23 protein-coding genes are annotated in these 22553 nt (G+C 56.8%); 17 read left to right on the forward strand and 6 right to left on the reverse strand.

Annotation, left to right across the window (positions count from 1 at the left end; genetic code table 11):
- Window positions 1–345: 345 nt before the first annotated feature.
- Window positions 346–1242 carry a DUF4351 domain-containing protein gene (locus BUA65_RS10580; RefSeq protein WP_072869611.1) on the reverse strand — a complete coding sequence of 299 codons (897 nt, stop codon included), beginning with the start codon at window positions 1240–1242 and terminating at the stop codon, window positions 346–348.
- A gap of 250 nt (window positions 1243–1492) precedes the next feature.
- Here BUA65_RS10580 and BUA65_RS10585 point away from each other — a divergent pair, with 250 nt between their 5' ends.
- Genes BUA65_RS10585 through BUA65_RS10595 form a run of 3 tightly spaced genes read left to right on the forward strand, consistent with a single transcriptional unit; the run spans window position 1493 to window position 4475 of the window.
- Complete coding sequence (locus BUA65_RS10585; protein WP_072869551.1) at window positions 1493–2170, forward strand: TetR/AcrR family transcriptional regulator; 678 nt, start codon at window positions 1493–1495, stop codon at window positions 2168–2170.
- A 2-nt stretch (window positions 2171–2172) separates the two neighbouring features.
- The gene (locus BUA65_RS10590) at window positions 2173–3291 is read left to right on the forward strand and encodes an HlyD family secretion protein (protein ID WP_072869553.1); all 1119 of its coding nucleotides are present in this window, start codon (window positions 2173–2175) and stop codon (window positions 3289–3291) included.
- A complete protein-coding gene (locus BUA65_RS10595) occupies window positions 3288–4475 on the forward strand; it encodes an ABC transporter permease (RefSeq protein ID WP_072869555.1) in 1188 nt (395 codons plus the stop codon). Before BUA65_RS10590 ends, BUA65_RS10595 begins: the two co-directional genes overlap by 4 nt.
- A gap of 67 nt (window positions 4476–4542) precedes the next feature.
- Here the strand turns inward: BUA65_RS10595 and BUA65_RS10600 are convergent, their stop codons facing one another.
- Window positions 4543–5478 carry a DUF4351 domain-containing protein gene (locus BUA65_RS10600; RefSeq protein WP_072869557.1) on the reverse strand — a complete coding sequence of 312 codons (936 nt, stop codon included), beginning with the start codon at window positions 5476–5478 and terminating at the stop codon, window positions 4543–4545.
- A gap of 38 nt (window positions 5479–5516) precedes the next feature.
- On the opposite strand from BUA65_RS10600, the gene BUA65_RS18270 reads away from it, so the two are divergent.
- The 4 genes from BUA65_RS18270 (at window position 5517) to BUA65_RS10610 (ending at window position 8277) form a co-directional block, all read left to right on the forward strand.
- On the forward strand, window positions 5517–5654 hold the full coding sequence (locus tag BUA65_RS18270) for a hypothetical protein (protein WP_165613238.1): 138 nt from the start codon (window positions 5517–5519) through the stop codon (window positions 5652–5654).
- 627 nt (window positions 5655–6281) lie between these two features.
- Window positions 6282–7418 carry a TolC family protein gene (locus BUA65_RS10605; protein WP_072869558.1) on the forward strand — a complete coding sequence of 379 codons (1137 nt, stop codon included), beginning with the start codon at window positions 6282–6284 and terminating at the stop codon, window positions 7416–7418.
- Window positions 7419–7554: 136 nt separating this feature from the next.
- Window positions 7555–7731: a hypothetical protein gene (locus BUA65_RS18275; protein WP_165613239.1), complete on the forward strand. Its 177-nt coding sequence runs from the start codon at window positions 7555–7557 to the stop codon at window positions 7729–7731.
- A 21-nt stretch (window positions 7732–7752) separates the two neighbouring features.
- Complete coding sequence (locus BUA65_RS10610; RefSeq protein WP_072869560.1) at window positions 7753–8277, forward strand: HD domain-containing protein; 525 nt, start codon at window positions 7753–7755, stop codon at window positions 8275–8277.
- Here BUA65_RS10610 and BUA65_RS10615 read toward each other — a convergent pair.
- From BUA65_RS10615 to BUA65_RS17915, 3 genes are all read right to left on the reverse strand, one after another.
- Complete coding sequence (locus BUA65_RS10615; RefSeq protein WP_072869562.1) at window positions 8274–9221, reverse strand: DUF4351 domain-containing protein; 948 nt, start codon at window positions 9219–9221, stop codon at window positions 8274–8276. The two genes, BUA65_RS10610 and BUA65_RS10615, sit on opposite strands and share 4 nt — an antisense overlap.
- 75 nt (window positions 9222–9296) lie before the next feature.
- The gene (locus BUA65_RS10620) at window positions 9297–9710 is read right to left on the reverse strand and encodes a type II toxin-antitoxin system VapC family toxin (protein ID WP_072869612.1); all 414 of its coding nucleotides are present in this window, start codon (window positions 9708–9710) and stop codon (window positions 9297–9299) included.
- On the reverse strand, window positions 9703–9957 hold the full coding sequence (locus tag BUA65_RS17915; RefSeq protein WP_072869563.1) for a ribbon-helix-helix domain-containing protein: 255 nt from the start codon (window positions 9955–9957) through the stop codon (window positions 9703–9705). Before BUA65_RS17915 ends, BUA65_RS10620 begins: the two co-directional genes overlap by 8 nt.
- A 250-nt stretch (window positions 9958–10207) precedes the next feature.
- Here BUA65_RS17915 and BUA65_RS10630 point away from each other — a divergent pair, with 250 nt between their 5' ends.
- Together BUA65_RS10630 and BUA65_RS10635 are read left to right on the forward strand one after the other, a co-directional pair.
- A complete protein-coding gene (locus BUA65_RS10630) occupies window positions 10208–10738 on the forward strand; it encodes a MarR family winged helix-turn-helix transcriptional regulator (protein WP_072869565.1) in 531 nt (176 codons plus the stop codon).
- Window positions 10739–10856: 118 nt separating this feature from the next.
- Window positions 10857–12059: an efflux RND transporter periplasmic adaptor subunit gene (locus BUA65_RS10635; RefSeq protein WP_072869566.1), complete on the forward strand. Its 1203-nt coding sequence runs from the start codon at window positions 10857–10859 to the stop codon at window positions 12057–12059.
- Window positions 12060–12186: 127 nt separating this feature from the next.
- On the opposite strand, the gene BUA65_RS10640 is transcribed toward BUA65_RS10635, so the two are convergent.
- Window positions 12187–12408 carry a DUF2283 domain-containing protein gene (locus BUA65_RS10640; protein ID WP_072869574.1) on the reverse strand — a complete coding sequence of 74 codons (222 nt, stop codon included), beginning with the start codon at window positions 12406–12408 and terminating at the stop codon, window positions 12187–12189.
- A gap of 442 nt (window positions 12409–12850) precedes the next feature.
- Between BUA65_RS10640 and BUA65_RS10645 the strand changes: the two genes are divergently transcribed.
- The 8 genes from BUA65_RS10645 to BUA65_RS10680 all read left to right on the forward strand — a co-directional run bounded on the left by BUA65_RS10645 (window position 12851) and on the right by BUA65_RS10680 (window position 22134).
- Window positions 12851–16015, forward strand: coding sequence for an efflux RND transporter permease subunit (locus tag BUA65_RS10645; protein ID WP_072869576.1), 3165 nt, complete (start codon window positions 12851–12853; stop codon window positions 16013–16015).
- Window positions 16016–16384: 369 nt separating this feature from the next.
- Window positions 16385–17038: an HlyD family secretion protein gene (locus BUA65_RS10650; protein ID WP_072869577.1), complete on the forward strand. Its 654-nt coding sequence runs from the start codon at window positions 16385–16387 to the stop codon at window positions 17036–17038.
- A gap of 22 nt (window positions 17039–17060) precedes the next feature.
- Entirely contained in the window at window positions 17061–18596 is a 1536-nt protein-coding gene (locus BUA65_RS10655; protein WP_072869579.1) for a DHA2 family efflux MFS transporter permease subunit, read from the forward strand.
- 44 nt (window positions 18597–18640) lie between these two features.
- Window positions 18641–18892, forward strand: a complete 252-nt coding sequence (locus BUA65_RS10660) for a type II toxin-antitoxin system CcdA family antitoxin (RefSeq protein ID WP_013824370.1) — start codon at window positions 18641–18643, stop codon at window positions 18890–18892.
- Entirely contained in the window at window positions 18871–19293 is a 423-nt protein-coding gene (locus BUA65_RS10665; protein WP_072869583.1) for a PIN domain-containing protein, read from the forward strand. Before BUA65_RS10660 ends, BUA65_RS10665 begins: the two co-directional genes overlap by 22 nt.
- Window positions 19294–19347: 54 nt before the next feature.
- Complete coding sequence (locus tag BUA65_RS10670; protein WP_072869584.1) at window positions 19348–20181, forward strand: WecB/TagA/CpsF family glycosyltransferase; 834 nt, start codon at window positions 19348–19350, stop codon at window positions 20179–20181.
- Between the two features lie 121 nt (window positions 20182–20302).
- Window positions 20303–20767 carry a hypothetical protein gene (locus tag BUA65_RS10675; protein WP_072869586.1) on the forward strand — a complete coding sequence of 155 codons (465 nt, stop codon included), beginning with the start codon at window positions 20303–20305 and terminating at the stop codon, window positions 20765–20767.
- Window positions 20768–20889: 122 nt separating this feature from the next.
- Entirely contained in the window at window positions 20890–22134 is a 1245-nt protein-coding gene (locus BUA65_RS10680; protein WP_242656306.1) for an LCP family protein, read from the forward strand.
- Window positions 22135–22553: the final 419 nt, after the last annotated feature.

The following is a 22553-nucleotide window of genomic DNA, read 5'->3' on the forward strand; positions in this document are numbered from 1 at the left end:
GGCGGCGCACCATTCTCTGACGCTTTGCCCACTCATCTTGTATTCGGCTATTCGGGTTTCCCATAGCGCTTCCCGTTCGGCTTTGGTCATAAGAAAAAATCCTCCTCATCGAGCTTTTATCTGAGGAAGATTATCCCTTAAACTTGGGTATTATGCCAAGGTGGGTTGTATTTGACGCTTACAAAACGGCAAGGATGGCGGTGTTCGGCTTGAACACGTTAAGGGACACCCGCGGCGGTAAGATGCAGCGGGCACGGCGAAAAGCGGGTGTAGGGGATGGACCGGGTACGTGTAAAGGGCGCCGGCCAGGGAGGGTACGGGATAATTACGGGATGAAAGTGACGGTTAGAGGTACTCCTCCAGGTCGGAGAGGGTGTTTATTTCAAAGATGTTTTCCAGGATGAGCCCCAGGGCGTATTCATCCAGGGACTTGATTTTATCCACATAGGGGCGCGGTATTTTCTTGAACTTTTTATGCAAAAGCTTCAAAACACTCTCCCTGAGGGTTTCCTGCCGGCCTTTTTCCATACCCTTCTCCATGCCTTTTTCAAAAATTCTCCTGTAGCCGGCCGACTCTTCGATGTTCAGCATCTTTTCCACCTCCCGGAAGATTTGTTCAATGACCGGTTTATCAAAGACTAGTCCAGCGAAAATTTCCGCCCTGAGCAGGGATTGGCGCTTCTCCTCGATGTTTAACGGGGCGTGGACAATGGTCTCAACGCACTCCCTCAAAAACTCCTCTTTTTTTTGTTTTCTTTTTTTCCGGTCGGTGAGCGGTAAAAGTGCATACAGGCAGGTGTTACCTGAATTTTTGATCTCTTCCAGGGCAATGCTTCCCAGGTCAACGGCCCTGTACCGGTAATCCAGGTGGTTTTGCGGACCGAAACTGTATTCCAGGCCGTCGGCCATGGTCATTTCCCGCTCACCGAAATAAATGAGGATCTGGTAAACGGGCAGCCTGTATTTCTGCTGCAGTTCCGTTGCGTATCTCAGCATGCGGAAAGGGATGTCACTGTCGTTGGTGCTTTGGAATTCCAGATGCACGGCGGCGGGTCCGAATTCGGTCCGGCACTCCAGGATGAGGTCGCTTCTCTTAATCTCCACCCTGGGGAACTCGATGTTCAAATGCCTGACGACTTCCGCACTCAGGCTGGCGAAAAAACCGACCAGTTCTTCTTCGCTGTCGGCGAAAAGTTCTTTTACGGTTATGTCGTATTTATTTCCGGGAAAGGCATCTGCCATTACCATCACCACTTTGATCTTAACAGAGCCGGTGCGGGATGGCAACATATAGATGTACCGGGGCCGTGTAAAATTTAAGCAGGTGTCCACGACGCATTAGGCGCCATTAACAGCGGATAAAACGGCGGGCGAGTACAGAGTTACCTGCTGGATCTTAATACGAACTAACCGCCTTCTCCGCTTGACAGGCTGCTTGAGTTCTGGTAAAACAAAAGTGGCAAGTAACCAATTAGTTACCAGGGTGGTGATCATGGAGTCGCGTGTTAATCGCACCAGGGACGCAGGGGCCACAAAAGCCCGGATCCTGGAAGCCGCCCGGAGCGTTTTTGCGGCTAAAGGTTACAATGCCGCCCGGGTGGATGAAATTGTGGCGCTGGCCCGGGTAAACAAGCGCATGGTATATCATTACTACGGCAGCAAGGAAGGCCTTTATCTGGCGGTTTTAGGGGACAGTTTCAGCCGCATTTTCTCTTTAAACCGGGAGGTGCTGGCGGGGAAGGGGGATGTTCTATCCCGGGCGAGGGCGGTTATAACCCAGTATTTTTATTTTCTCGCTGCAAACCCGGATGTGGTCAGGTTAATGGGATGGGAAACCCTCCAGGGCGGCCAGCATGCCCGCCGGGTTTTGCCGGACATATTCAGTGCCGGCCTGGAAGACCTGGAAAATGTTTTACGGCAGGGGGTTCAGGAAGGGATTTTCCGCAAAGACGTGGACATCCGCCGGCTGGTGATCAGCGTCAGCGGTCTTTGCCTGAACTATTTTTCCCGCCGTGAGATGCTTCATTTCCTCTGGCCCCGGGATATACTGCACCCCGAAATGTTGCAGGAGCACCTGGATCACGTGCTGGACCTGGTTTTTTGCGGCATTCTGTCACCCGGGGTATCCTTTGAGGTAAAACACACCGGAGTGGATCAAATGGAGGATTAATTATGATGGCCCGAAGTGAAAAACAAAAGCCTGGTTTTCCGGTTTACCTGGTACTTCTTGTTTTGTTTTGTGCGGCCCTGTTTTTAAACGGGTGCGCCAGTGATAAAACACCGGCTCCGGAGCAGAAGACGTTCAGCGGAATGGTCAATGCCCCGGAGGTGGATGTAACCACCAAGATACCTGGCCGGGTGGTCAAACTGCTGGTTCGGGAAGGGGATAGCGTGGCCCAGGGCCAATTGGTGGCCGAAATTGACAGTACGGATCTCAGGGCAAAGGAAAAAGCGGCGCTGGCGGCGGTGGAAGCAGCCAGTGCGGCCATGCAGAAGGCGAAGGCCGGCATGGAAGCGGCGGAAGCGACGGCTGCCAAGGCCCGGGCGGCCCTGGGTGCCGTCAGTGAAAGTGCAGATGCCGCCCTGGCTAAGGCGCAGGCCGGTCTGGAAAAGGCCCGGGAGGACGCTTCCCTGGCCGGTCAGACCTATAAGCGCATTGAAGTTTTGTACCAGAATGGTGCTGCCACTGCCCAGCAGCTGGATGAGGCCAAAAATAAGCTGGCTGCGGCCAACGCAGCCCTGGAGGCGGCCCGGGCCGATCTGGCGGCGGCTGAGGCACAGAAGGACCAGGTGAATGTCTACCGGGCGGAACTGGCAGCAGCCATGGCGGCCCGGGCGGCTGCGGAGGCCGACCTGAACTCGGCCCGTGCTGCCTACGACCGGGCCCGGGCGGAATTGCAGGAGGTCCGGGCCAACCTTTTGGAAACGCAGCTCAGGGCGCCGATGGCGGGTACGGTTACTTCCCGTAACGTGGAGCAGGGAGAGATGGTTTCCACCGGGATGCCCATTTTAACCATTACCGGCCGGGACAGGAACTGGGTGGATGTAAAAGTACCGGAAACAGTGCTCGGCAAGATATCCTTGAACAAAGAGGTGACGGTGACCAGTGCGGCCTTTCCGGGGAAAAAATTCAAGGGTAAAGTAACAGCCATCAATAAAAAAGCGGACTTTGCCACTTACCGGGCCACCAACGAGCGGGGAGACAGGGACATCATGGCCTTTAACGTGAAGGTAACCTTAAACAACCCCTCTTTCTGGCCCGGGATGATGGTTGAGGTGAATTTTGAGTGAAAAGGGGCATCTTGAGCCAAATCGCTTATGTATCCCGGCGGGAGTGGTGCTACATGCGGGGCAACCGCCGGTTGATGATTATTCTGGTGGGTGTGCCCTTCCTGTACATAACTCTTTTCGGAATTTTGTACAGCCGTCATGTAATCACGGAGATACCCACCGTGGTTTATGACCAGAACGATACGGGAATGAGCCGTGAGGTAATACAGGCCTTTGGGGACTCACAGAAATTCCGCCTGGTTGGCCGGGTGTACAGTGAAGCAGAGCTGAGGCAGGTGCTGGAGACCCGCAGGGCGATAGCGGCACTGGTCATCCCGCCCGACTTCCAGCAGCAGGTGAAGAGCGGGCGGGCATCGCCCCTGCTGGTCGTTGTTAACGGCACGAATATGCTGTTCAGCAACGCGGTGCTGGCCGCCGCTTCCGAGATTACCGGCACCCTCTCAGCCGGGGTGAGCGTGGCCAGAATGGAAGGGCAGGGCATGCTGCCGTCAAGGGCACTGGATACCGCCCTTCCTTTGAGTTTACGTTTGCGGGTCTGGTACAACCCTACCTTTAACTACACCAATTTTTTACTTCTGGGCCTGGTGGCCACTGCTTTGCAGCAAATTGCCCTGCTTTACGTGGCTGTGGCCGTCAGCCGGGAGAAGGAAACGGGTACCCTTGGCGAGTTAAAACGGGCCGGCATTTCCGCCCCGGCGGTGGTGCTGGGCAAGGTTATCCCCTACCTGGCGGTAAACCTGGCCACTTTAAACGGTGTATTGCTGATGGTTTTCACCCTGTTCCAGATCCCCTTCCGGGGGAACCTGCTGTTGCTGGGGCTGCTGGAGCTGCTTTTCTTTGCCGGCATACACGCCCTGGGCATTTTCCTTTCAGTGGTCTGCCGCAGCGAGCTGGAAGCCACCCAGCTGGCCATGCTGGTGGCCGTGCCGTCGTTTCTGTTTTCCGGCTACACCTGGCCGGTGGAAGCCATGCCGCCCGTGGCCCGCGCCGTCTCAGCGGTGCTCCCGCTGACCTACTTTGCCGGCAACCTGCGGGATATTGCCCTGATGGGAGCGAGCCTGCCGGTACTGGCCCGTGATCTGGCCGTCCTGGCCGGTTTGTCCATCGTTTTCCTGCCCCTGTCCATATTTTTCTTCGCCCGGCAGTACCGTCAATATGAGCATGCAAGCCCAACTGGTTCTTGAAAACCATCCCGAAAAAGGGGATGGTTTTTCTTTATACGCGGAATTGAACACAAATAATGCCTATCTTCTAAGGTAAGTAATCCTCCAGATCAGCCAGGGTGTTTATTTCAAAGATATTATCAAGGATCAGCCCCAGGGCGTATTCATCGAGGGACTTGATTTTATCCACATAAGGGCGGGGCACTTTCTTGAACTTTTTGTGCAAAAGCTTCAAAACACTCTCCCTGAGGGTTTCCTGCCGGCCTTTTTCCATGCCCTTCTCAATGCCCTTCTCCATGCCTTGCTGTATTCCCTTTTCGACACCCTTTTTGAAAATCCGCTGATAACCGGCCGATTCTTCGATGTTCAGCATGGTTTCCACCTCCCGGAAGATTTGTTCGATAATTTTCTCTTCAAGATACAGACCGGCAAATATCTCCGCTCGCAGAAGGGTCTTTCTTTTTTCCTCCGTGGTGACGGAAGCCTGCAAGATATCCAGCACGCATTCCCGTAAAAAGGCCTCCGGGTGTTGCTTTCTTCTCGTTCTGTCGGCCAGTGGCAGCAGTGCATAAAGTGTATAGTTATTTGTCTTTTTGATTTCCTCCCGGGATATGCTGCCCAGGTCGACGGCCCTGTACCGGTAATCCAGGTGGTTTTGCGGACCGAAACTGTATTCCAGGCCGTCAGCCATAGCCATTTCCCGCTCACCGAAATAAACGAGGATCTGATAAACGGGCAACCTGTATTTCTGCTGCAGTTCCGTTGCGTATCTCAGCATGCGGAAAGGGATGTCGCTGTCGTTGGTGCTTTGAAATTCCAGGTGCACGGCGGCGGGTCCGAATTCAGTCCGGCACTCCAGGATGAGGTCGCTTCTCTTAATCTCCACCCTGGGGAACTCGATGTTCAAATGCCTGATGATTTCCGCTCTCAGGCTGGCAAAAAAACCGACCAGTTCTTCTTCGCTGTCGGCGAAAAGTTCTTTTACGGTTATGTCGTATTTATTTCCGGGAAAGGCATCTACCATTACCATCACCACCTTGATCTTAACAGAGCCGGTGCGGGATGGCAACATATAGATGTGCTGGCGGTAAAAACGAAATCATGCTGCCCGCGGTGGCCGGTACGGCCACCATTGTGGCGGTATGGTTACCCCGGTGGCCTGTTCCCTGTTTGACGATCTGGGAAGATACTGTTGCATAACTATCTTGCCGGTGGTCGTCCCCCGTCGCTCCGTGCTGCGGGCCGGACGAAACATCGGCTTGCCTCGGAGCGAACCTGGCAGCGCTGCATATGCGCCGGAAGTCTTTTTTTCTCATGGATAGTTACAGCCTAAGCAGCCCAACCATTATATCGACACTGTTACCAGCGCGATTCGCGCTGCCGGTTCGCTAACCTCGGCTGCGCCGTGTTTCGTATCCGGCCCTCCAGCCCAGCACTCACTGGTAAAGCACTTCTTCGAAGTAGCGTTGCAGGCACATGAGCAATGGCTATTTTAAAGAGAGAGGTGTTCCAGTGAGTGCTGGGTCGCTCCTTATGGGACGACCGCCGCCTACCTAGTTTCTGGTTTTGCGACAGTATCGGGAAAAGTGTTTGAAAAGTCTCCCGGAGCAGAGATTGTAAGGACCTGCTCGCACGAAATTCATTAAAAAGTGTACAAAAACCATCCGGGCATCGTCTCCCGGAATGATGTGAAAATCATGGTCCCCGAGGACGAAAAAACCTTGACTGCACCTGTTTGCCAGGGGTATACTGGGGGTGAAAATTAGTTAAACGGTTTAACAATAATTTAACAAGTTGAAACCGGACAGGAAAAAGGAGGGCTGAAACTTGGGCCGCATTCTCACAGTGTTTATCCTCATAGCTTCTTTGCTCGTACCACCCTTTGCCTGGGCCAAAGAGCCGGCCACGCCCGAGCTGACCCTGAACCAGGCGATAGCCCTGGCCCTGGCGCACAGCGAATCGGTGAAAAAGGCGGAAAAGGAAATCGATCGTACCTATGAGTGGCGTGAGGAAAGGGCTGACCAGCTCGACTACGTACCCACGACGCCCCCGGGCAACCCGATGGTGGAAATAGCCTGGAGCAACCTCCTGGCTGCCGACCTGACCTGGCGCATGTCCAAGAAAAGTTTGACCGCCGAGCAGGACAAGGTGGCCCTGGACGCGTGCAAAAAATACTGGGATGTGTTGAAGGCCCGGGAAAAAGTGCGGGCGGCGGAAGAAGGGTTGAAAAAAGCCGACTGGGAGCTGCGCAAGGCGCGGGCCAATTTTCAGGTGGGGATGATCCCGCAGGCCGCCCTGGTGGCGGCGGAAGCCGGGCTGGCCCAGGCCAGGGCCGCTCTGGAAGTGGCGAAAAACGATCTTGACAACGCCTATGCCGCTTTCAACCGGCTGGTGGGCCTGTGGCCCCAGGACCGGCCGGTGCTGGTGGACGGGGTGAACTTTAACCCGCTGCAGGTGTCCGACGTGGAAACCGAGGTGGGCCGGATAGTGGACGAAAGCCCCACCGTCTGGCTGGCCAGCGAAAAGGTGACGTTGCAGAAATACTATGAAGACATGATGTTCTATACCGGCGAGTACCGGCCCTACCAGGTAAGAAAAATAGAAGTCGAGCAGGCCGAGCTGGATGCCGCCACCGCCAGGAAAATGATGGAGGAGATAACCCGGTCCCTCTACTACAGCGCCAAAAGCCTGGAAGAATCCTACCAGGCCCTGCAGGAGGGGGTAAAAACCGCCGAAGAAAACCTGCGGGTGACGAAGGTGAAATACGACGTGGGTATGGCCACCCGGGCCGAGGTGGCGGCCGCCGAGGCAGCCCTGGCGGAGGCGAAACAAAAGGCGCTGGAGATAGCCTGCCAGCATGCCTACCTCAAGCTGGCCTTTGAAAAGCCCTGGGCCTACATCAGTCTGGCCGCCGCCGGTGGCGGTGCGGGCGGCAGCGGTGCTTCAGGAAATACCCGGAGTTAACCCGGCAGTGATGAAAAAACCCCTGTCCTTTAAAAGGGCAGGGGGCTATTGTTTCAGGAGTTGAGGGCCTTCCTCCAGCCGGGCCCGTAGCGGTAGATTGGAACCTTGACAGGCCCCGCATGATGATGGCTGTTGAATGCAGGTTTTGCTTTTGCCTGAAGAGCAAGGGGTATTAAGAAGCGCCTTACCAGGGCTTATTAACATGTTTGAAGTAAAATTTTCTAGTAAGCAGGAAATCGAACATGCTTTCGCGAATACCATTAATACAGCTGGATGTAATATGGTTAAAGATGGTGAGGGGGTGGAACTATAAAATTTCCGGATAAACTTTTTCGTGACCCTGTACACGGGTATGGGGTATATTCGCCTGCCCGAGGTACTGAAGCCATTGGTTGATACCCGGGAGTTTCAGCGACTCAAACGTATCCGCCACCTGGGTCTTTCATCAGTTACTTATCATGGTTCTGAACACACTCGTTTTGGTCACTCGTTGGGCGTATTCCATTTGTTTGAAAAATTGGTGGCTGAGCTGGAATACAAAGGTCATAAGTTTTCTGATGAGGAAAAGGTGCTGGGTGGATGCACCGCTCTATTTCATGATATTGGTCACGGCCCGTTGTCTCATGTGCTGGAAGGTGTGCTGCCTGGTAAAAAACATGAGAATTGGACCCAGGAAATTATTTTGGGGCCAACTGAGATACATTGCTCCCTGACGATAATCGATTCTCACCTTCCGGAAAAAATATGTGAGGTGCTCAGAGGAGATCCTAAATGGCAGCTCTTGACAAATATTATAAAGTCCCAGATTGATATTGACCGTATACGCGGAATTGAAACACAAATAATGCCTATCTTCTAAGGTAAGTAATCCTCCAGATCAGCCAGGGTGTTTATTTCAAAGATATTGTCAAGGATCAGCCCCAGGGCGTATTCATCGAGGGTTTTTATTTTATCCACATAAGGGCGGGGTATTTTCTTAAACTTTTTGTGCAAAAGCTTCAAAACACTCTCCCTGAGGGTTTCCTGCCGGCCTTTTTTCATGCCTTTTTCAATACCTTTTTCAATACCTATTTCAATGCCCTGCTGTATTCCCTTTTCGACACCCTTTTTGAAAATCCGCTGATAACCGGCCGATTCTTCGATATTCAGCATGGTTTCCACCTCCTGGAAGATTTGTTCGATAATTTTCTCTTCAAGATACAGGCCGGCAAATATCTCCGCTCGCAGAAGGGTCTTTCTTTTTTCCTCCGTGGTAACGGGAGCCTGCAAGATATCCAGCACGCATTCCCGTAAAAAGGCCTCCGGGTGCTGCCTTCTTCTCGGTCTGTCGGCCAGTGGCAGCAGTGCATAAAGTGTATAGTTGTTCGTTTTTTTGATTTCCTCCCGGGTTATGCTGCCCAGATCGACGGCCCTGTAGCGGTAATCCAGGTGGTTTTGCGGACCGAAGCTGTATACCAGGCCGTCAGCCATGGTCATTTCCCTCTCACCGAAATAAATGAGGATCTGGTAAACGGGCAATCTGTATTTATGCTGCAGTTCTGTTGCGTATCTTAACATGCGGAAAGGGATGTCGCTGTCGTTGGTGCTTTGAAATTCCAGGTGCACGGCGGCGGGGCCCAATTCTGTCCGGCACTCCAGGATGAGGTCGCTCCTTTTTTTCTCCACCCGGGCAAACTCGATGTTTAGATGCTGGATCACTTTCGTTTTCAGGTGGCCAAAAAAGCTGATCAGTTCTTCCTCGCCGTCACCAAACAGTTCCTTTATGGTCGTATCGTATCTGTCCCGGGGCAGGTTTTCGGTCATAATATCACCAATTTGATTTTAACAGATACGGCAATGGGTGGCAATATAATCTGCCCGCCCTTTTTGTTCTGGGATTCACGGCTCGCAGATGAAGGCTGACTTGCGGCCGGGCCCGTAGCGGTAGACCAGGAAGTGACGGTCGAAGGTAAAGACCCGTTCAATGCGCAGCCTCTCCATGACGGCAAAAGTGGTGCAATCTGTAAAACTGAAATCCTGGTCGGGGAATGCATGCATTATCTGCCACGCTGCCTCCAAGTCCGGCTGTTCGAGTGCGATTACAGGAGTGCCGGTTTCGCGCAGCATTTGCCAGAAGGTCTGGGCGGCATGACGGCCCAGGCGGGCGGCCAGTAAAGCCCATGTTTCCACCAGGATGGCAACGGTCGTTAGAAGCGGGACTTTGCCGGCCACCTTTTCGTAAAAGTTTCTCGCCCGTTCATGGTTTCGATCTGAGATGTCGCAGACCGCGTACCAGGCGCCTGTATCAACCATTATGGTCACGGTCCAACGCCTCCGCCAGGTAATAGTCGTGTCGCTCAGAAACGTCATTCCTGCCGCTTGCCCCCATGCCTATAATCCGCAGGAATGCTTCTTTAGGAGCTTTCCTTCCCCCCCGCCTTTCCAGGTGTTCAGAAACGATTTGCCGGATCAGTTCGGCGAGCGAGATGCCCTTTCTTCTTGCTTCGTTCAAGAGCGCGCGGTGCTGGTCGGGGTGAAGATAAATTTGAGTCCGCTGCATGATACATCGCCTCCATCAACATTATAATGTTATAGCTGGCTTTCGTCAATTAGGTCTACTTTCCTGTACAATTTCACATAATTTTTCTCCCGGGGGGGGGGGGGGGTGATGACAAACATCACGGGCTCCATAGTATTTGGAGGCTATGAACCGCATCATTTTTTTGTTGACAAGGTCTTCCTTGTGTCCATATACTTAACTTGGTGAACTTTTTGCGACGTTAATTTTTTCGACGGGAAGGGTGACGGAGGTGAGCAACCAAAAATTGTCCGCCTGGCTGGACAGGCTGGAAGAGGTGTTCAACCAGGTGGCCAGGCGGCTTCATGCCGAGCTGGATCACCACCTAATGGAGGGCCTGACCGGGAGCCAGTTTATTGTGCTCATGCGCATCTTCCGGCGTGGGCGCATGAGTGTGTCCGAGGTGGCCGGGGATATGAGGGTATCACTGAGTGCCATCACCGCGCTGGTGGACAGACTGCACCGGGCGGGTTTTGTGGAGCGCCGTCGGGATGAGGACGACCGGCGAGTGGTGTGGCTTGAACTGACGCCCAAAGGGGAGGAGGTCGTGCGTTCCTGCCTGGCCACCAGAAGGCGGGTGATGGAAAAATATTTGGGCCAGCTTCCGGAAGAAGACGTGGAGCAACTGGTACGAATCTACGAGAAATTACTGTCCATTTTGATACGTGAGGGGGCGGGGGACGCCGGGGGAAGGTCCGGTCACAGCAGGGGTGGGCCGGAAGCGTCTTCCGAAGGCGGCAGGAATGCTCCTCAAGCGGAATAATTGAGGCAATAGAAACGGACGGTCAACCCCGGAAAGTTGGGGGGATGCCCGTATGAGAGGGAGGCCTCCCGACTACCGGCTATGGTTGAGAGTATTTACCTGGGGAGAGTGAAGAGGAATGCCTAGAGGAAAAATCGCTCTGGTAATTGCCCTGGTGGCCCTGGTGCTGGCCGCCGGATGCGGGAAAAAGCAGGCAACCGCCCCGGCCGGTGCCGGCCCCGCGGTGGTCAGTACGGCCAAAGCAGCCACGGGATTGCTTGACAACCGGGCGGTGGTAAGCGGTAAACTGGAGGCCGTTCAAACTGCCAGCATCGTTTCGAAAGTACCCGGCAAGGTGGCCAAAGTGCACGTGGATGTTGGGGACCGGGTTAGCGCCGGGCAGGTCCTGGTTACCCTGGAGAACAAAGACCTGGCGGACCGGGTGACCCAGGCACAGGCTGCCGTAGCTCAGGCCGAAGCGGGGCTGGCCCAGGCGGAAGCGGGGTTAAAGTCGGCTCGATCAGCCCTGGAGAACGCCCGGGACAACTTTGCCGTGGCCGAAGCCAATTACAAGCGGGCCCGGGAACTGCTGGCCATGGGAGCCATTCCCCAGGCCGTCTTTGAAAGCCAGTACGAACTGCCCTACAAGCAGGCCAAACAGGCTCTGGAGGGCACTGTCCCTGCGCAGGTGGAACAGGCCCAGGCAATGGTTAAAGTGCAGCAGGCGGCATTGTCCAGCGCCCGGGCGCAGCTGGCCCTGGCCCGGTCGAGTTATGAGGACAGTTTCATCAGGGCGCCCTTTTCCGGCGTGGTTACCGCCCGGAACGTGAATCCGGGGGAGATGGCGGCCACCATGCCCGTCATTTCCATGGCCAATATCGACCGGGTGGTGGTCAAGGCTACCGTGGGCGAGGATCACATCAATCAGTTGAAGCAGGGGGAAAAAGTACAGGTGAAGATCGGGGCTGTATCGGCCCAACCCTTTACCGGCGTGATTACCAGCATTGCTCCGGCCGCCGACCCCACGACCAAAGCATTCCCCATCAAAGTTGAAATTGACAACCCCAAACACCTCTTGAAGCCGGGTATGTTTGCGGAGGTGCAGCTGCCCTCTTCGGGGCAGAAGCAGCTATTGGTCCCCCGGGAAGCGGTGGTAAAAGACGGGGAGCGGGATTACGTGTGGGTGGTCAAACAGGGCAAAGTCCAGCGCCGCGAGATAAAGGCGGGAGAATCGGACGGCAGGTACATTGCCGTTATTTCCGGCCTGGAGGCGGGGGAAGAGGTGGTCACCGCCGGCCAGGAGAGCCTGCAGGATGAAGCCAGGGTGACGGTCAAGAACTGACGTGGGCCGGCCCCGCCTCATGGGCGCGGCCCCCGTCACCGGCGACGCCCGTGCCCCGGCGAAACAAACGGGGGGCCACCCGGAAATATACGGTTCCAAAGGCGCCGGTCATCCCCGTGCTGAAATATTAAATAGCTCGGGAGGCGGGAAGGTAGGGTAGATTTTCCAGGTGAAGATCGTTAAGGGAAATACCCCTTTCCCTGGCGGCGACGATTTCAATTGCAATTAACTCCCCATTTTCATCTACCTCTACAGTTATGCCGGGGTTGATATCGAAAGAGTCATCTGGTCTGGCTTCGCGAAGGAGAATATAAAGGACATCGCCTTCAAAATCATAGGTGATTTTCATTGGTAGCACCTCCTTTTATTTGTCCGGGCCTTTGCGGCGTACGGTAACCGTTATGATAGTTATAGTCGATTCTTCCATGATTACGGTTATTCGTAGCCATTTGTTGCGGTATGGCTGCCAGAGATTTTTTCGCCCGTGAATGCTTGGTGTAATGGCGAGGGGGGACTTGATGGCATTGAGTACATCATTTTCTGTCAAACCTTCGTAGGCTCTAAATAAGCGCAATCGATTTTTGGCATGACGTATCCATTTTATTTGCAATGGGCACCATCTGCTTTCCCGAACCGGTTACTTGAAAATGCCATGGATGTACTTTATTTTATGTTATCAAAGTGCCATATAGAAGGCAAGGAATAAACTCCATCTTCGTGACCATGGCATCCAAAGAATGTTTAAGCCTGTTTTAATTATCGCCGTGCTTGCGCAGGAGGTTTTTCAGTGAATGAAAATAACTGATACATCCATCCAGCGCCCCATGCTGGTGGCCGTGCTGGTGACCGTACTGCTGATCCTGGGCGGCGTCTCTTTAAGCCGCCTGGCCATTGACCTGTGGCCCGAAATGAACCTGCCTGTGGCCGCGGTAGTCACCGAATATCCCGGGGCGGGGCCGGAGGAAGTGGAGCAGCAGGTCACCCGGCCCCTGGAGTCCATCCTGGCCACGGTGAGCAACCTGGATACCATCCGGTCCACCAGCAGCATGGGTACTTCCACCATTATCCTCATGTTTGACTGGGGCACGGACATGAACTACGCCGCCCTGCAGATCCGGGAAAAGGTGGATATCATCCGGCAGTACCTGCCGTCGGGGGTCAAGACACCCATGACTTTCAAGATGGACCCCAACATGATGCCCATCATGCAGCTGGCCCTGTCCTCCGAAGATCCCCGGCGGTTGAAACAGCTTACCGATGATGTAATTCAGCCCCGGCTGGAACGGGTCGGCGGCGTGGCCAGCGTCTGGTCGGCCGGCGGGGTGGAGCGTGAGATCCGGGTGCTGGTGGACCCGGAGCGGCTGGCCGGATACGGCCTGACCTTAAACGGCCTGACTCAGGCCCTTTCGGCGGAAAACCTGAATGTTTCCGGGGGCACCGTACAGGAAGGCACGAAAGATCTGCTGGTGCGGGTGACCGGTGAGTTCCGGGAACTGGACCAGGTGCGCCGGGCGGTGGTGGGTGCTCCGGGAGGGCACCCGGTGCACCTGGGGGATGTGGCTCGGGTGGAGGACGGGCACAAAAAGATCACCCAGTTCAGCCGGGTGGACGGCAAGCCCGGCCTGTCGGTATATATCCAGAAACAGAGCGGCGCCAATACGGTCCAGGTGGCCCGGGCTGTCCACAAGACCCTGGATGAATTGAAGAAGGAGCTGCCCGGGGTCCGCTTTGACGTGGTCATGGACCAGTCGGAATTCATTGAGCGAAGCATCAACCACGTGGTGAAGGAAATCCTGGTGGGCGGCTTCCTGGCCATGCTGGTGATGTGGATTTTCCTGCGCAACCTGCGCAGCACCCTGATCATTTCCACGTCCATTCCCATTTCCATCATCGGCACCTTTGTGCTCATTTACTTTAATGATATGACCCTTAACCTGATCACCATGGGCGGCCTGGCCCTGGGGGTCGGCCTGATCGTGGACGACGCCATCGTGGTGCTGGAGAATATCTACCGCCACCGCCAGCTGGGCTACGGTCTGGTGGAGGCCGCCCGGGTGGCCACCGACGAGGTGGGCGGGGCGGTCATTGCTTCCACCCTGACCACCATGGCCGTCTTCCTGCCCGTGGTTTTTGTGAAGGGCCTGGCGGCCCAGCTGTTCACTCCCCTGGCTTTGACGGTATCCTTTGCTATTTTCACCTCCCTGGTGGTGGCCCTCACCCTGGTGCCCCTGATGGCCAGCCGCTGGCTCCACCTTGAGGAGGAGTCAGCGGTGCCGGTATCGGAAGAGAGTGCTTCACCGGGCAGTGCCGCCTCCGGCCTGCGGGGCTGGCGGAAGCTCTACAAACTGTCGGAGCGCTGGTTCAACAATTTAAATAACGCCTACCGCCGGTTACTGGAGTGGGCGTTGAATCACCGGCGGCGAGTAATCATCATCGTGTCGGTGCTCTTTGTCCTGAGCCTGGCGGCCTTCCCCCTGGTGGGCTTCGAGTTCATGCCCTCCATGGACCAGGGGCAGGTGAGCATTACCGTGGAAATGCCCCGGGGCACCTCCCTGGAGGAAACCAACCGGGTGGCCACCCGCATCGAAAAAATGGTGCAAGATCCCTGGGTGGAGAGCATTTTTACCGGGGTGGGCTTCACCGGCACCCAGGGTATGTGGGGGGAAAGCTCCACCGACGTTGCCCAGATCACCCTGCAGCTGGTGGATAAATCCCGGCGCAGCGTTACCGCCGACGAGGTGGCGGAAATTTTACGCCAGAGGTTGAAGGAGATCCCCGGGGCCAAGATCAAGGTAAGCACCGTGGAAGAAGGCGGGGGCATGATGGGCGGCGGCGCCCCGGTGCAAATCCAGGTGCGGGGCGATGATATGGCCACCCTCACCCGGCTGGGCGACCGGGTGGCGGAACTGGTGCGCCGGGTGCCGGGTACCCGGGAGGTGGCCAGCAGCCTCCAGGAGGGCCGCCCCGAGGTGCAGGTGCTGGTTCACCGGGACCGGGCGGCGGCTTACGGGCTGTCCCCGGCGGAGGTGGCCTCCACCGTGCGCACGGCCGTTGATGGCACCGTAGCCACCCGCTACCGCACCGGCGGGGAAGAGGTGGATATCCGGGTGCAGCTTCGCGATGATGCGGTGACCCGCCTGCCCGATTTATCAACCCTGACCATTTTATCCCCTACCGGTGCGTCCGTACCTTTAAGTCAGGTGGCGGAAATAGTGGAAACCCGGGGGCCCCACGCCATTGACCGGCAGGACCAGACGCGGCTGGTAACCGTTACCGCCCAGCTGGCGGGGCGGGACCTGGGCAGCGTGATTAAGGATATTCAGGCCGGGTTGAAAGGCCTTTCCCTGCCTCCCGGATACACCGTGGAATTCAGCGGTGAACAGGAGCAGATGGCCGAAACCTTCGGCGACCTGAGCCTGGCCCTGGTGCTGGCGGTAGTCCTGGTCTACCTGGTGATGGTGGCCCAGTTTGAGTCGGCGTTGTACCCCTTCATCATCATGTTTTCCGTGCCCGTGACCATGGTGGGGGTTACCTTCAGCCTGCTGGTTACCGGTCGTGCCTTTTCCGTGCCCGCCTTCATCGGCCTGATCATGCTGGTGGGTATAGTGGTGAAGAACGCCATAGTTTTTGTGGATTACGTCAACATCCTGCGCCGCAGGGGTCTGGAGCGCCGGGAGGCCATTTTGAAGGCCGGTCCTACCCGCTTGCGCCCCATCCTGATGACAGCGCTCACGGCCATCCTGGCCATGCTGCCTATGGCCCTGGGTATCGGGGAGGGCTCCGAGGGGCAGGCGCCCATGGCCACGGTGGTGGCTGGCGGGTTGGCCTTTTCCACCCTGATCACCCTGGTGCTGGTACCCGTGATTTACACCATCCTGGACGACTGGAGGGAGCGCTGGCAGGCCCGGTGGTCCGGGAGACGGACCGTACCCCTGGAGGCCGTAAATAGAGGTTAGAGGTTAGAGGTCGGAAGTCGGAAAAAAGGGGAGGGAATTCGCATAGTGGATACCATCGGCAGTTCCAACCTCTGACATCTGACTTCTGGACTTCCAAATTGGCCGGAAACCCCGCTGTAGCCCGGGGTTGAGCGTTAGTTTGCCCAGCACTCACAGCAACCGGATTCTCTAATGTAAGTGCGAACTATATACGGCTTATGTCCCTGCGCAGGTAGCTGGAACCGGTGAGTGTTGGGTGAGTGCTGGGGAACGGAGCGAGCGCGTGCAAACGGCAGGCAATTACTATTTTCAGGACAGTTCCTGTTAGGAAAAGCAAGTTGGTGGCCCGGGAAAGCGTCTTGCCTGCGAAAGAGAGGAGGAGAGTGCGGGATGAAAAACAAAAAGGCCATGCTGGCCGTGGCTGCGGTAATGGTGGCCGTCCTTGCCGCCATATCCTTTTACTACTGGCATATGAACCGCTACTACGTCACCACCGAAGATGCCCGAATCGACGGGGATATTTACCGGGTGAGTCCCCAGGTGTCGGGTAAATTGCTGGAGATAAATGTGGAAGAAGGGCAGGCGGTCAGGGCCGGGGATATTGTTGCCCGCCTGGACGACACCACCCTCTCCCCGGCGGCTAACATTGACCTTGCGGTGGTGCGGTCACCCGTAAGCGGCGTGGTGGTTAAAAAGGTGGCTCATGTGGGTGAAATTGCCGCCCCGGGGCAGCCTGTAGTGATGGTTGTCGATCCCTCTGGCCTCTACATCACCGCCAATATCGAGGAGACCGATCTGAAAAAGGTGCGTCCGGGTCAAAAGGTGGACATCACCCTGGATGTCCTGCCGGGGCACAAATTCACGGGCCATGTAGCCCGCATAGGGCGGGCTTCCCTTTCCACCTTCTCCTTGTTGCCCGCCAACACCGGGGGAAGCTTTACCAAGGTGGTGCAGCGGGTGCCAGTGAAGATCGTGTTCGACGAGTATCCCGAAAATTATGTGGAAGTAGGCACCAATGCCCGGGTCAAGATTCATATCCGCTAACCGGGCGGGGGGTTGTATGATCATGTCCAAGGCTAAACCGGCCGTTTCTGAAGAAAACGGTTTTCCCTGGCGGGAATTGTTCATCCTGGTCATCGGTCCCTTTATGGCCATACTGGACGGGAGCATCGTCAATGTGGCCGTACCCAAGCTGATGGCCGTTTTTGGCGTCGGCACGGACAAAGTGCAATGGGTTTTAACCGCCTACCTGCTTACTTCCGGGGTTGTCATTCCGGTCAGCGGGTATCTGGGGGACGTTCTAGGGTACAGGCGCATGTACATCCTATCCCTGGCGGCTTTCACCCTCGGTTCCCTTTTCTGCGGCCTGTCGTGGAGCAACACTTCCCTGGTGGTGGCCAGGGTGTTCCAGGCCGTGGGGGGTGGGATGCTCGTCCCCATCAGCATGGGCATGCTTTTTAAAGTCGTTCCCCGCGGAAAGATGGGTATGGCCATGGGTATCTGGGGTATATCGGCCATGATGGCACCCACCATCGGCCCCACCCTGGGCGGCTACCTGGTGGATGAACTTTCCTGGCACATGATCTTTTTAATCAACCTGCCGGTTGGTTTGCTGGGTATGTTCTTTGCCGCTTTATTCCTGCGGGAAACCCCGCTTTTAAAGGCCAGGTTCGACCTGGTGGGTTGTATCCTGTGCGGGGCCGGCTGCTTTGCCGTTCTGCTGGCTTTGAGCGAAGGGCAGGACAAGGGGTGGACTTCCCAGTACATTGTCACCCTGTTGGCGGCGGCCTTCTTTTTCCTGCTCCTGTTCGTGCTCTGGGAGCTGCAGGAAGAACAACCCATGCTGGATGTGCGGCTGCTGGCCAACCCCGTGTTTGCGGCCAGCCTTTTAACCACCGCCGTGGTGACCATCGGCCTTTTCGGCGGGCTTTTCCTGGTTCCTATTTTTACCCAAAACCTGCTGGGTTTAACACCGACGCAGACGGGCCTGCTCCTGATGCCGGCCGCACTGGCCAGCGGCCTGATGATGCCCATCAGCGGCCGGTTGTACGATAAAATTGGGGCGAAGCCGCTGGCTCTGGTGGGGCTGTCGGTGGTTGCCTTTACGACATGGGAGCTTCATAAAATAAATCTGGACATTTCCACGCACTGGCTGCAAATGATGATGGTGTACCGGTCTCTCGGTATGGGTCTGGCCATGATGCCCATCGGTACTGCAGGTATGGAGGCCGTTCCGGCCAGGCTTTCCGGGCGGGCGTCGGCTTTTAACAACCTGGTGCGCCAGGTTTCGGCTTCCCTGGGCATCGCCTTTCTCACTTACGTCATGACCAGGCGCCAGGCCAACCACTTCAGCTGGCTGGCCGACGGTTTTTCCTGGTCCTCCCCCGTCGCTTATGGAGCCCTCCAGCAGGTCAAGCAGGCCCTGGCCCTGCCCGGGGACAGCGCCCTGGCCGTCATCAGCCTGGCCGCCCAGCGGCAGGCCATGGCCAGCGCCATTGCCGATACCTTCATTGTCAGTGCCGTTATGGTAGCCCTGGCCATACCGCTGTCCCTGTTTCTGGGCAAGAAAGTGAAGGTTGCGGGGGAGGATAGGGATGCTTGACGGTAGGGTTGCGGGGTAGTATTATGGGGTGGGAGGTGAAGGGTATGAAAACTGTAAAGTTATCGATTACCCTGCCCAAGGATCTTGTTGACCAGATGAAAAACCTCACGACGAATATAAGTTCCTTTATAGCTGCTGGAATGAGGGAATATGTTTCCCGGGAACAAAGCCGGCGGGCGATTAAAGAAAGCGCCGGTGCCTGGTCCGATGAAAACCACCCTGAACTGCAAACTGTTGTAGATGTAGAAAAATATGTACGTGAGGTTAGATCAACATGGCGGCGTGCAGAACATTAGGCTGCCTGCTGGATACCAGTGCGGTGATTTTACACCTGCGCAACTTTCCCGGGATGAAAGAACTTTTGCTCGAACTGCTCGATGCCCGGGGGCAGCTTGCCGTTTCAACGGTTACTCTGGTCGAAGTCTGGCAAGGAGTAAAGGCGGGGGAAGAAGGCAAAACCCGCCGCTTTTTTGAAGGGGTATCAGTAATCCCTCTAGATGCCGAATTGGCAGAAAAAGCGGGTGAACTGGCCCGGTCCTTGCGGGAAAAGGGTTTTACCATTGAACTGGCCGATATTATTATTGCCGCAGCGGCGTTAGCAGCAAAAGTACCGGTTTTAACGACCAACCGGCGCCATTTTTCATTTGTTGACGGCTTCGAGGTGTTGGAAATTAACACAATGCTTGCCGGTCGCTGAATGGAACCAAACGGGCTGTAATTCGTCTATTAGCGTGGGAGGGGTTCGGAGTCCATGCACATAAACCTCCTGGGTGCCCGGGTGGATGTGGTGGATCTGTCCGGAGCGGTGGAGAAAGTGGCTGCTTTTGTGGCCACGGGGCGCCCTCACCAGGTAATTACTTTAAACCCAGAAATTTTGTACCGTGCCCAGCAGGAGCCGGAACTGCTGGCCTTAATCAACCGGGCCGACCTGGTCACCGCCGACGGCATCGGCATCGTCTGGGCGGCAAAGGTGGCCGGCACCCCCGTGCCCGGGCGGGTGACGGGCATCGACCTCATGCTGGCGCTGGTGGCCAGGGCCGCCCGGGAAGGCTGGCGCGTCTTTTTACTGGGGGCGGCGCCGGGGGTGGCGGAGGAGGCCGCCCGCCGGCTGCAGGAAAAACACCCGGGGCTTGTGGTGGCCGGCACGCAGCACGGCTATTTCAGGCCGGCTGAAGAGGGACCTTCGGGGGAAGCGGTGGGTACGTCGCCCGCTCATATGCCGGGTAAATCTCCGAACGAAAGTGCCGGTGGACCGCCGGAAAACCCAAAGGACCCAACCGAATGGGACGTGGTGCAACAAATCCGGGGCGCAAAACCCGATCTCCTTTTTGTAGCCCTGGGTGCCCCTAGGCAGGAAAAATTTATCGCCCGGTACAAGCAGGCCCTGGGCGTGCCTGTGGCCATGGGCGTGGGCGGTAGCTTTGATGTAATTGCCGGCCGGGTGGCCAGAGCCCCGGTGTGGATGCAGCGCCTCCACCTGGAATGGCTGGGCCGGCTGCTCCGGGAACCGCGCCGCTGGCGCCGTATGCTGGTGTTGCCCCGCTTTGCCTGGCTGGCCTGGCGAAAAGCGCGGTTGGGGAAATGATTAAGGTTTACCGGAGCGAGCGGGGACCAAACAGGGTGGTTGGAAAGTGGGGATGATTCAGGCAGGAAAGAGAAAGCTTTTGTCGAACCTTAAATTATATGAACTTGTTGGAGGGGTTGAAATGGGAAAAAAATGGCCTGCCGTGGTGGCAGCCGTGTTATTGTGCGGGCTGCTCGCGGTCGGGGGGTATGCCCGGCTGGCGGGGGCGGCGGTGGGCGGGGAGCCCGGTTCCGAGGCTGATCCCCTGGTAAGCAAGAGCTTTGTGGAGGAATATGTGGCCAAATACGTGCGCGAAGCCCTGGGCGAAAGGCAGGGCGGCGGGGATTTCCAGTGGCGGGTGGCTACCGTACCTGCCGGGCAGGAGTTTACCGGCGGTGCGGGAGTGGAATTTATCCTGCGTTCCGGTAAGGCGGTGGCCGTGGATCCCACGGGCAGCGGGATACCGGATGTTACCTCCGGTACCAATCTGACCGCCGGGAAGGCGGTGGCTCCCAACCACCTGTATATCATTCCCAGGGCCGATGGCCGGGGTTTGCGTGCGCAGACCAGCGTAATCATCATGTACCGGGGTGCGGCCGGTAACTAGGCCGGCCTTTATTACCCGACTGGAAAAAGCGGGGTGTTGGCATGGTTAGACGCAGGCGGAGGTGGAGACCAAAACCCCTGTTCCTGCTTTTATTATTGCTTTGTCTGGCGGGGGGAGGCTATTTGCTCGCAGGCCACCTTGGCTTGAGCTGGCCGGGGTTGCCTGCAGTTCCCGAGAACAATGAGGCGCAGGCCGGTCAGCCCCCGGAATCCTTTACCGTGCTGCTCCTGGGCACCGATGCCCGGCCCGGGGAAAAGGTGGGCCGGACCGACAGTATTATTGTGGCCAACGTCGATGGCGAGAAAAAGCGCATTGCCCTGTTATCCATACCCCGGGACACCCGGGTGGACATCCCCGGCCACGGGACGGATAAAATCAATGCCGCCGCCGTTTACGGTGGGCCGGCGCTAACCTGCGAGACCGTCTCCAACCTCATCGGGATGCCTGTGCAATACTACGCCCTGGCCCGCTGGGAAGGGTTCAAGAACATCGTGGACGTTCTGGGCGGCGTGACCATCGACGTGGAAAGGAACATGTATCACTACGATAGTTCCGACGGGCGTGAGTACGCCATCAACCTGCGCAAGGGGGTACAGCGCCTGGACGGCGACAAGGCCCTGCAGTATGTCCGTTTCCGGGGGGACGCCCTGGGGGACATCGGCCGCACGGAAAGGCAGCTGAAATTCTTAAAGGCCCTGGCTGCGGAAGTGATGAAACCATCCACCCTGGTGAAACTGCCCCGCCTGGTGCCGGAAATAAACAAGAGCGTGGAAACAAACATGGGCTTCAAGCAGATGCTGGCCCTGGCCCAGGCGGCCCGGTATTTCGACCAGGCCGAGATCGTCACCCAGACCCTGCCCGGGCGGTTTCTGGATTTAAGGGGCGTCAGCTACTGGTATGTGGACCCGGCGCAGGCTCATGAGGTGGCCCTGGCCCTCTTTGAAGAGGGGCGGGTGACCCAGGTGGTACAGGGGTCCACGGTCAGCGAAGGGGGGCCTTCCTCCAGGCCGCCCGCGCGCAGGACGGAGACGGGGCAGCTTGCTGCCGGTGAGCCGGCAGTCACCCGGTCCGCATCGCCTGCGCCGGCTGTGCCACCGGTTCCTCCTGCACCGGAGGCGAATACTCCGGGTGGCGAGCCGCAGCCCGGGGATGGTTCTATCGGCGATACGCCCGGGGGCAGCATGCCGGGGCAGAATAACGTCACGCCTTCCGCCGGCCGTACAGGCAACGGTGGAGAGACCGGTGGCGGCAGCTCTTCTCCACCTGCGGAAAAACAAAAGGCGCCTGCCCCAAATAACGGAAAACAGAGCGGTGATAGCGGCGCGGTCATAGAAATTATCCCCATACCCAACGGAAATACCAGTTAGTGGTAAAAATTTAATAACCTGGTTCACTGAATATTTACCCGTGAAGGTTTCCGTACGCCTGTTTCATTTTTGCTATCAACTTCTATCAAGCAGCGATAAAAGTGATAGCAAAAGCAGTTTACGCTCTCCGAGAGGCCGGGTACCCCCACCTGCCCGGCTGACGGGGCAGGCGGACCACGGGGCTTCTGGAGTCCCGCCCGAAACAGTCACCGCCAAACCGGTACGTCATCCGGCAGACCCAGAGGCCCACCGTCTTTATCCAGCCAGACAGCTTCCAAACGGCGGGGTGGTTTTATCGCCCGAAGGCTCCCACCTGAAGGACAGGAACGGTTTGGCCGACCGGAATGCCGTTTCCCGTACATCCCAGTGCAGGCTACCCGGCAGTGCTCAGTCCCCCAAAGGAAACCTCATCGTTAAAG

It is taken from the genome of Desulfofundulus thermosubterraneus DSM 16057, assembly GCF_900142025.1.
Classification (GTDB): Bacteria; Bacillota; Desulfotomaculia; order Desulfotomaculales; family Desulfovirgulaceae; genus Desulfofundulus; species Desulfofundulus thermosubterraneus.

Excerpts from the sequence above, each read along its gene's own strand:
- BUA65_RS10580 (WP_072869611.1), bottom strand. The coding sequence starts at position 1,242 with ATGGCAGATGCCTTTCCCGGAAATAAATACGACATAACCGTAAAAGAA.
- BUA65_RS10585 (WP_072869551.1), top strand. The coding sequence starts at position 1,493 with ATGGAGTCGCGTGTTAATCGCACCAGGGACGCAGGGGCCACAAAAGCC.
- BUA65_RS10590 (WP_072869553.1), top strand. The coding sequence starts at position 2,173 with ATGATGGCCCGAAGTGAAAAACAAAAGCCTGGTTTTCCGGTTTACCTG.
- BUA65_RS10600 (WP_072869557.1), bottom strand. The coding sequence starts at position 5,478 with ATGGTAGATGCCTTTCCCGGAAATAAATACGACATAACCGTAAAAGAA.
- BUA65_RS18270 (WP_165613238.1), top strand. The coding sequence starts at position 5,517 with ATGGCAACATATAGATGTGCTGGCGGTAAAAACGAAATCATGCTGCCC.
- BUA65_RS18275 (WP_165613239.1), top strand. The coding sequence starts at position 7,555 with ATGCAGGTTTTGCTTTTGCCTGAAGAGCAAGGGGTATTAAGAAGCGCC.
- BUA65_RS10615 (WP_072869562.1), bottom strand. The coding sequence starts at position 9,221 with ATGACCGAAAACCTGCCCCGGGACAGATACGATACGACCATAAAGGAA.
- BUA65_RS10620 (WP_072869612.1), bottom strand. The coding sequence starts at position 9,710 with ATGGTTGATACAGGCGCCTGGTACGCGGTCTGCGACATCTCAGATCGA.
- BUA65_RS17915 (WP_072869563.1), bottom strand. The coding sequence starts at position 9,957 with ATGCAGCGGACTCAAATTTATCTTCACCCCGACCAGCACCGCGCGCTC.
- BUA65_RS10635 (WP_072869566.1), top strand. The coding sequence starts at position 10,857 with ATGCCTAGAGGAAAAATCGCTCTGGTAATTGCCCTGGTGGCCCTGGTG.
- BUA65_RS10640 (WP_072869574.1), bottom strand. The coding sequence starts at position 12,408 with ATGAAAATCACCTATGATTTTGAAGGCGATGTCCTTTATATTCTCCTT.
- BUA65_RS10645 (WP_072869576.1), top strand. The coding sequence starts at position 12,851 with ATGAAAATAACTGATACATCCATCCAGCGCCCCATGCTGGTGGCCGTG.
- BUA65_RS10650 (WP_072869577.1), top strand. The coding sequence starts at position 16,385 with ATGAAAAACAAAAAGGCCATGCTGGCCGTGGCTGCGGTAATGGTGGCC.
- BUA65_RS10655 (WP_072869579.1), top strand. The coding sequence starts at position 17,061 with ATGTCCAAGGCTAAACCGGCCGTTTCTGAAGAAAACGGTTTTCCCTGG.
- BUA65_RS10660 (WP_013824370.1), top strand. The coding sequence starts at position 18,641 with ATGAAAACTGTAAAGTTATCGATTACCCTGCCCAAGGATCTTGTTGAC.
- BUA65_RS10665 (WP_072869583.1), top strand. The coding sequence starts at position 18,871 with ATGGCGGCGTGCAGAACATTAGGCTGCCTGCTGGATACCAGTGCGGTG.
- BUA65_RS10670 (WP_072869584.1), top strand. The coding sequence starts at position 19,348 with ATGCACATAAACCTCCTGGGTGCCCGGGTGGATGTGGTGGATCTGTCC.
- BUA65_RS10675 (WP_072869586.1), top strand. The coding sequence starts at position 20,303 with ATGGGAAAAAAATGGCCTGCCGTGGTGGCAGCCGTGTTATTGTGCGGG.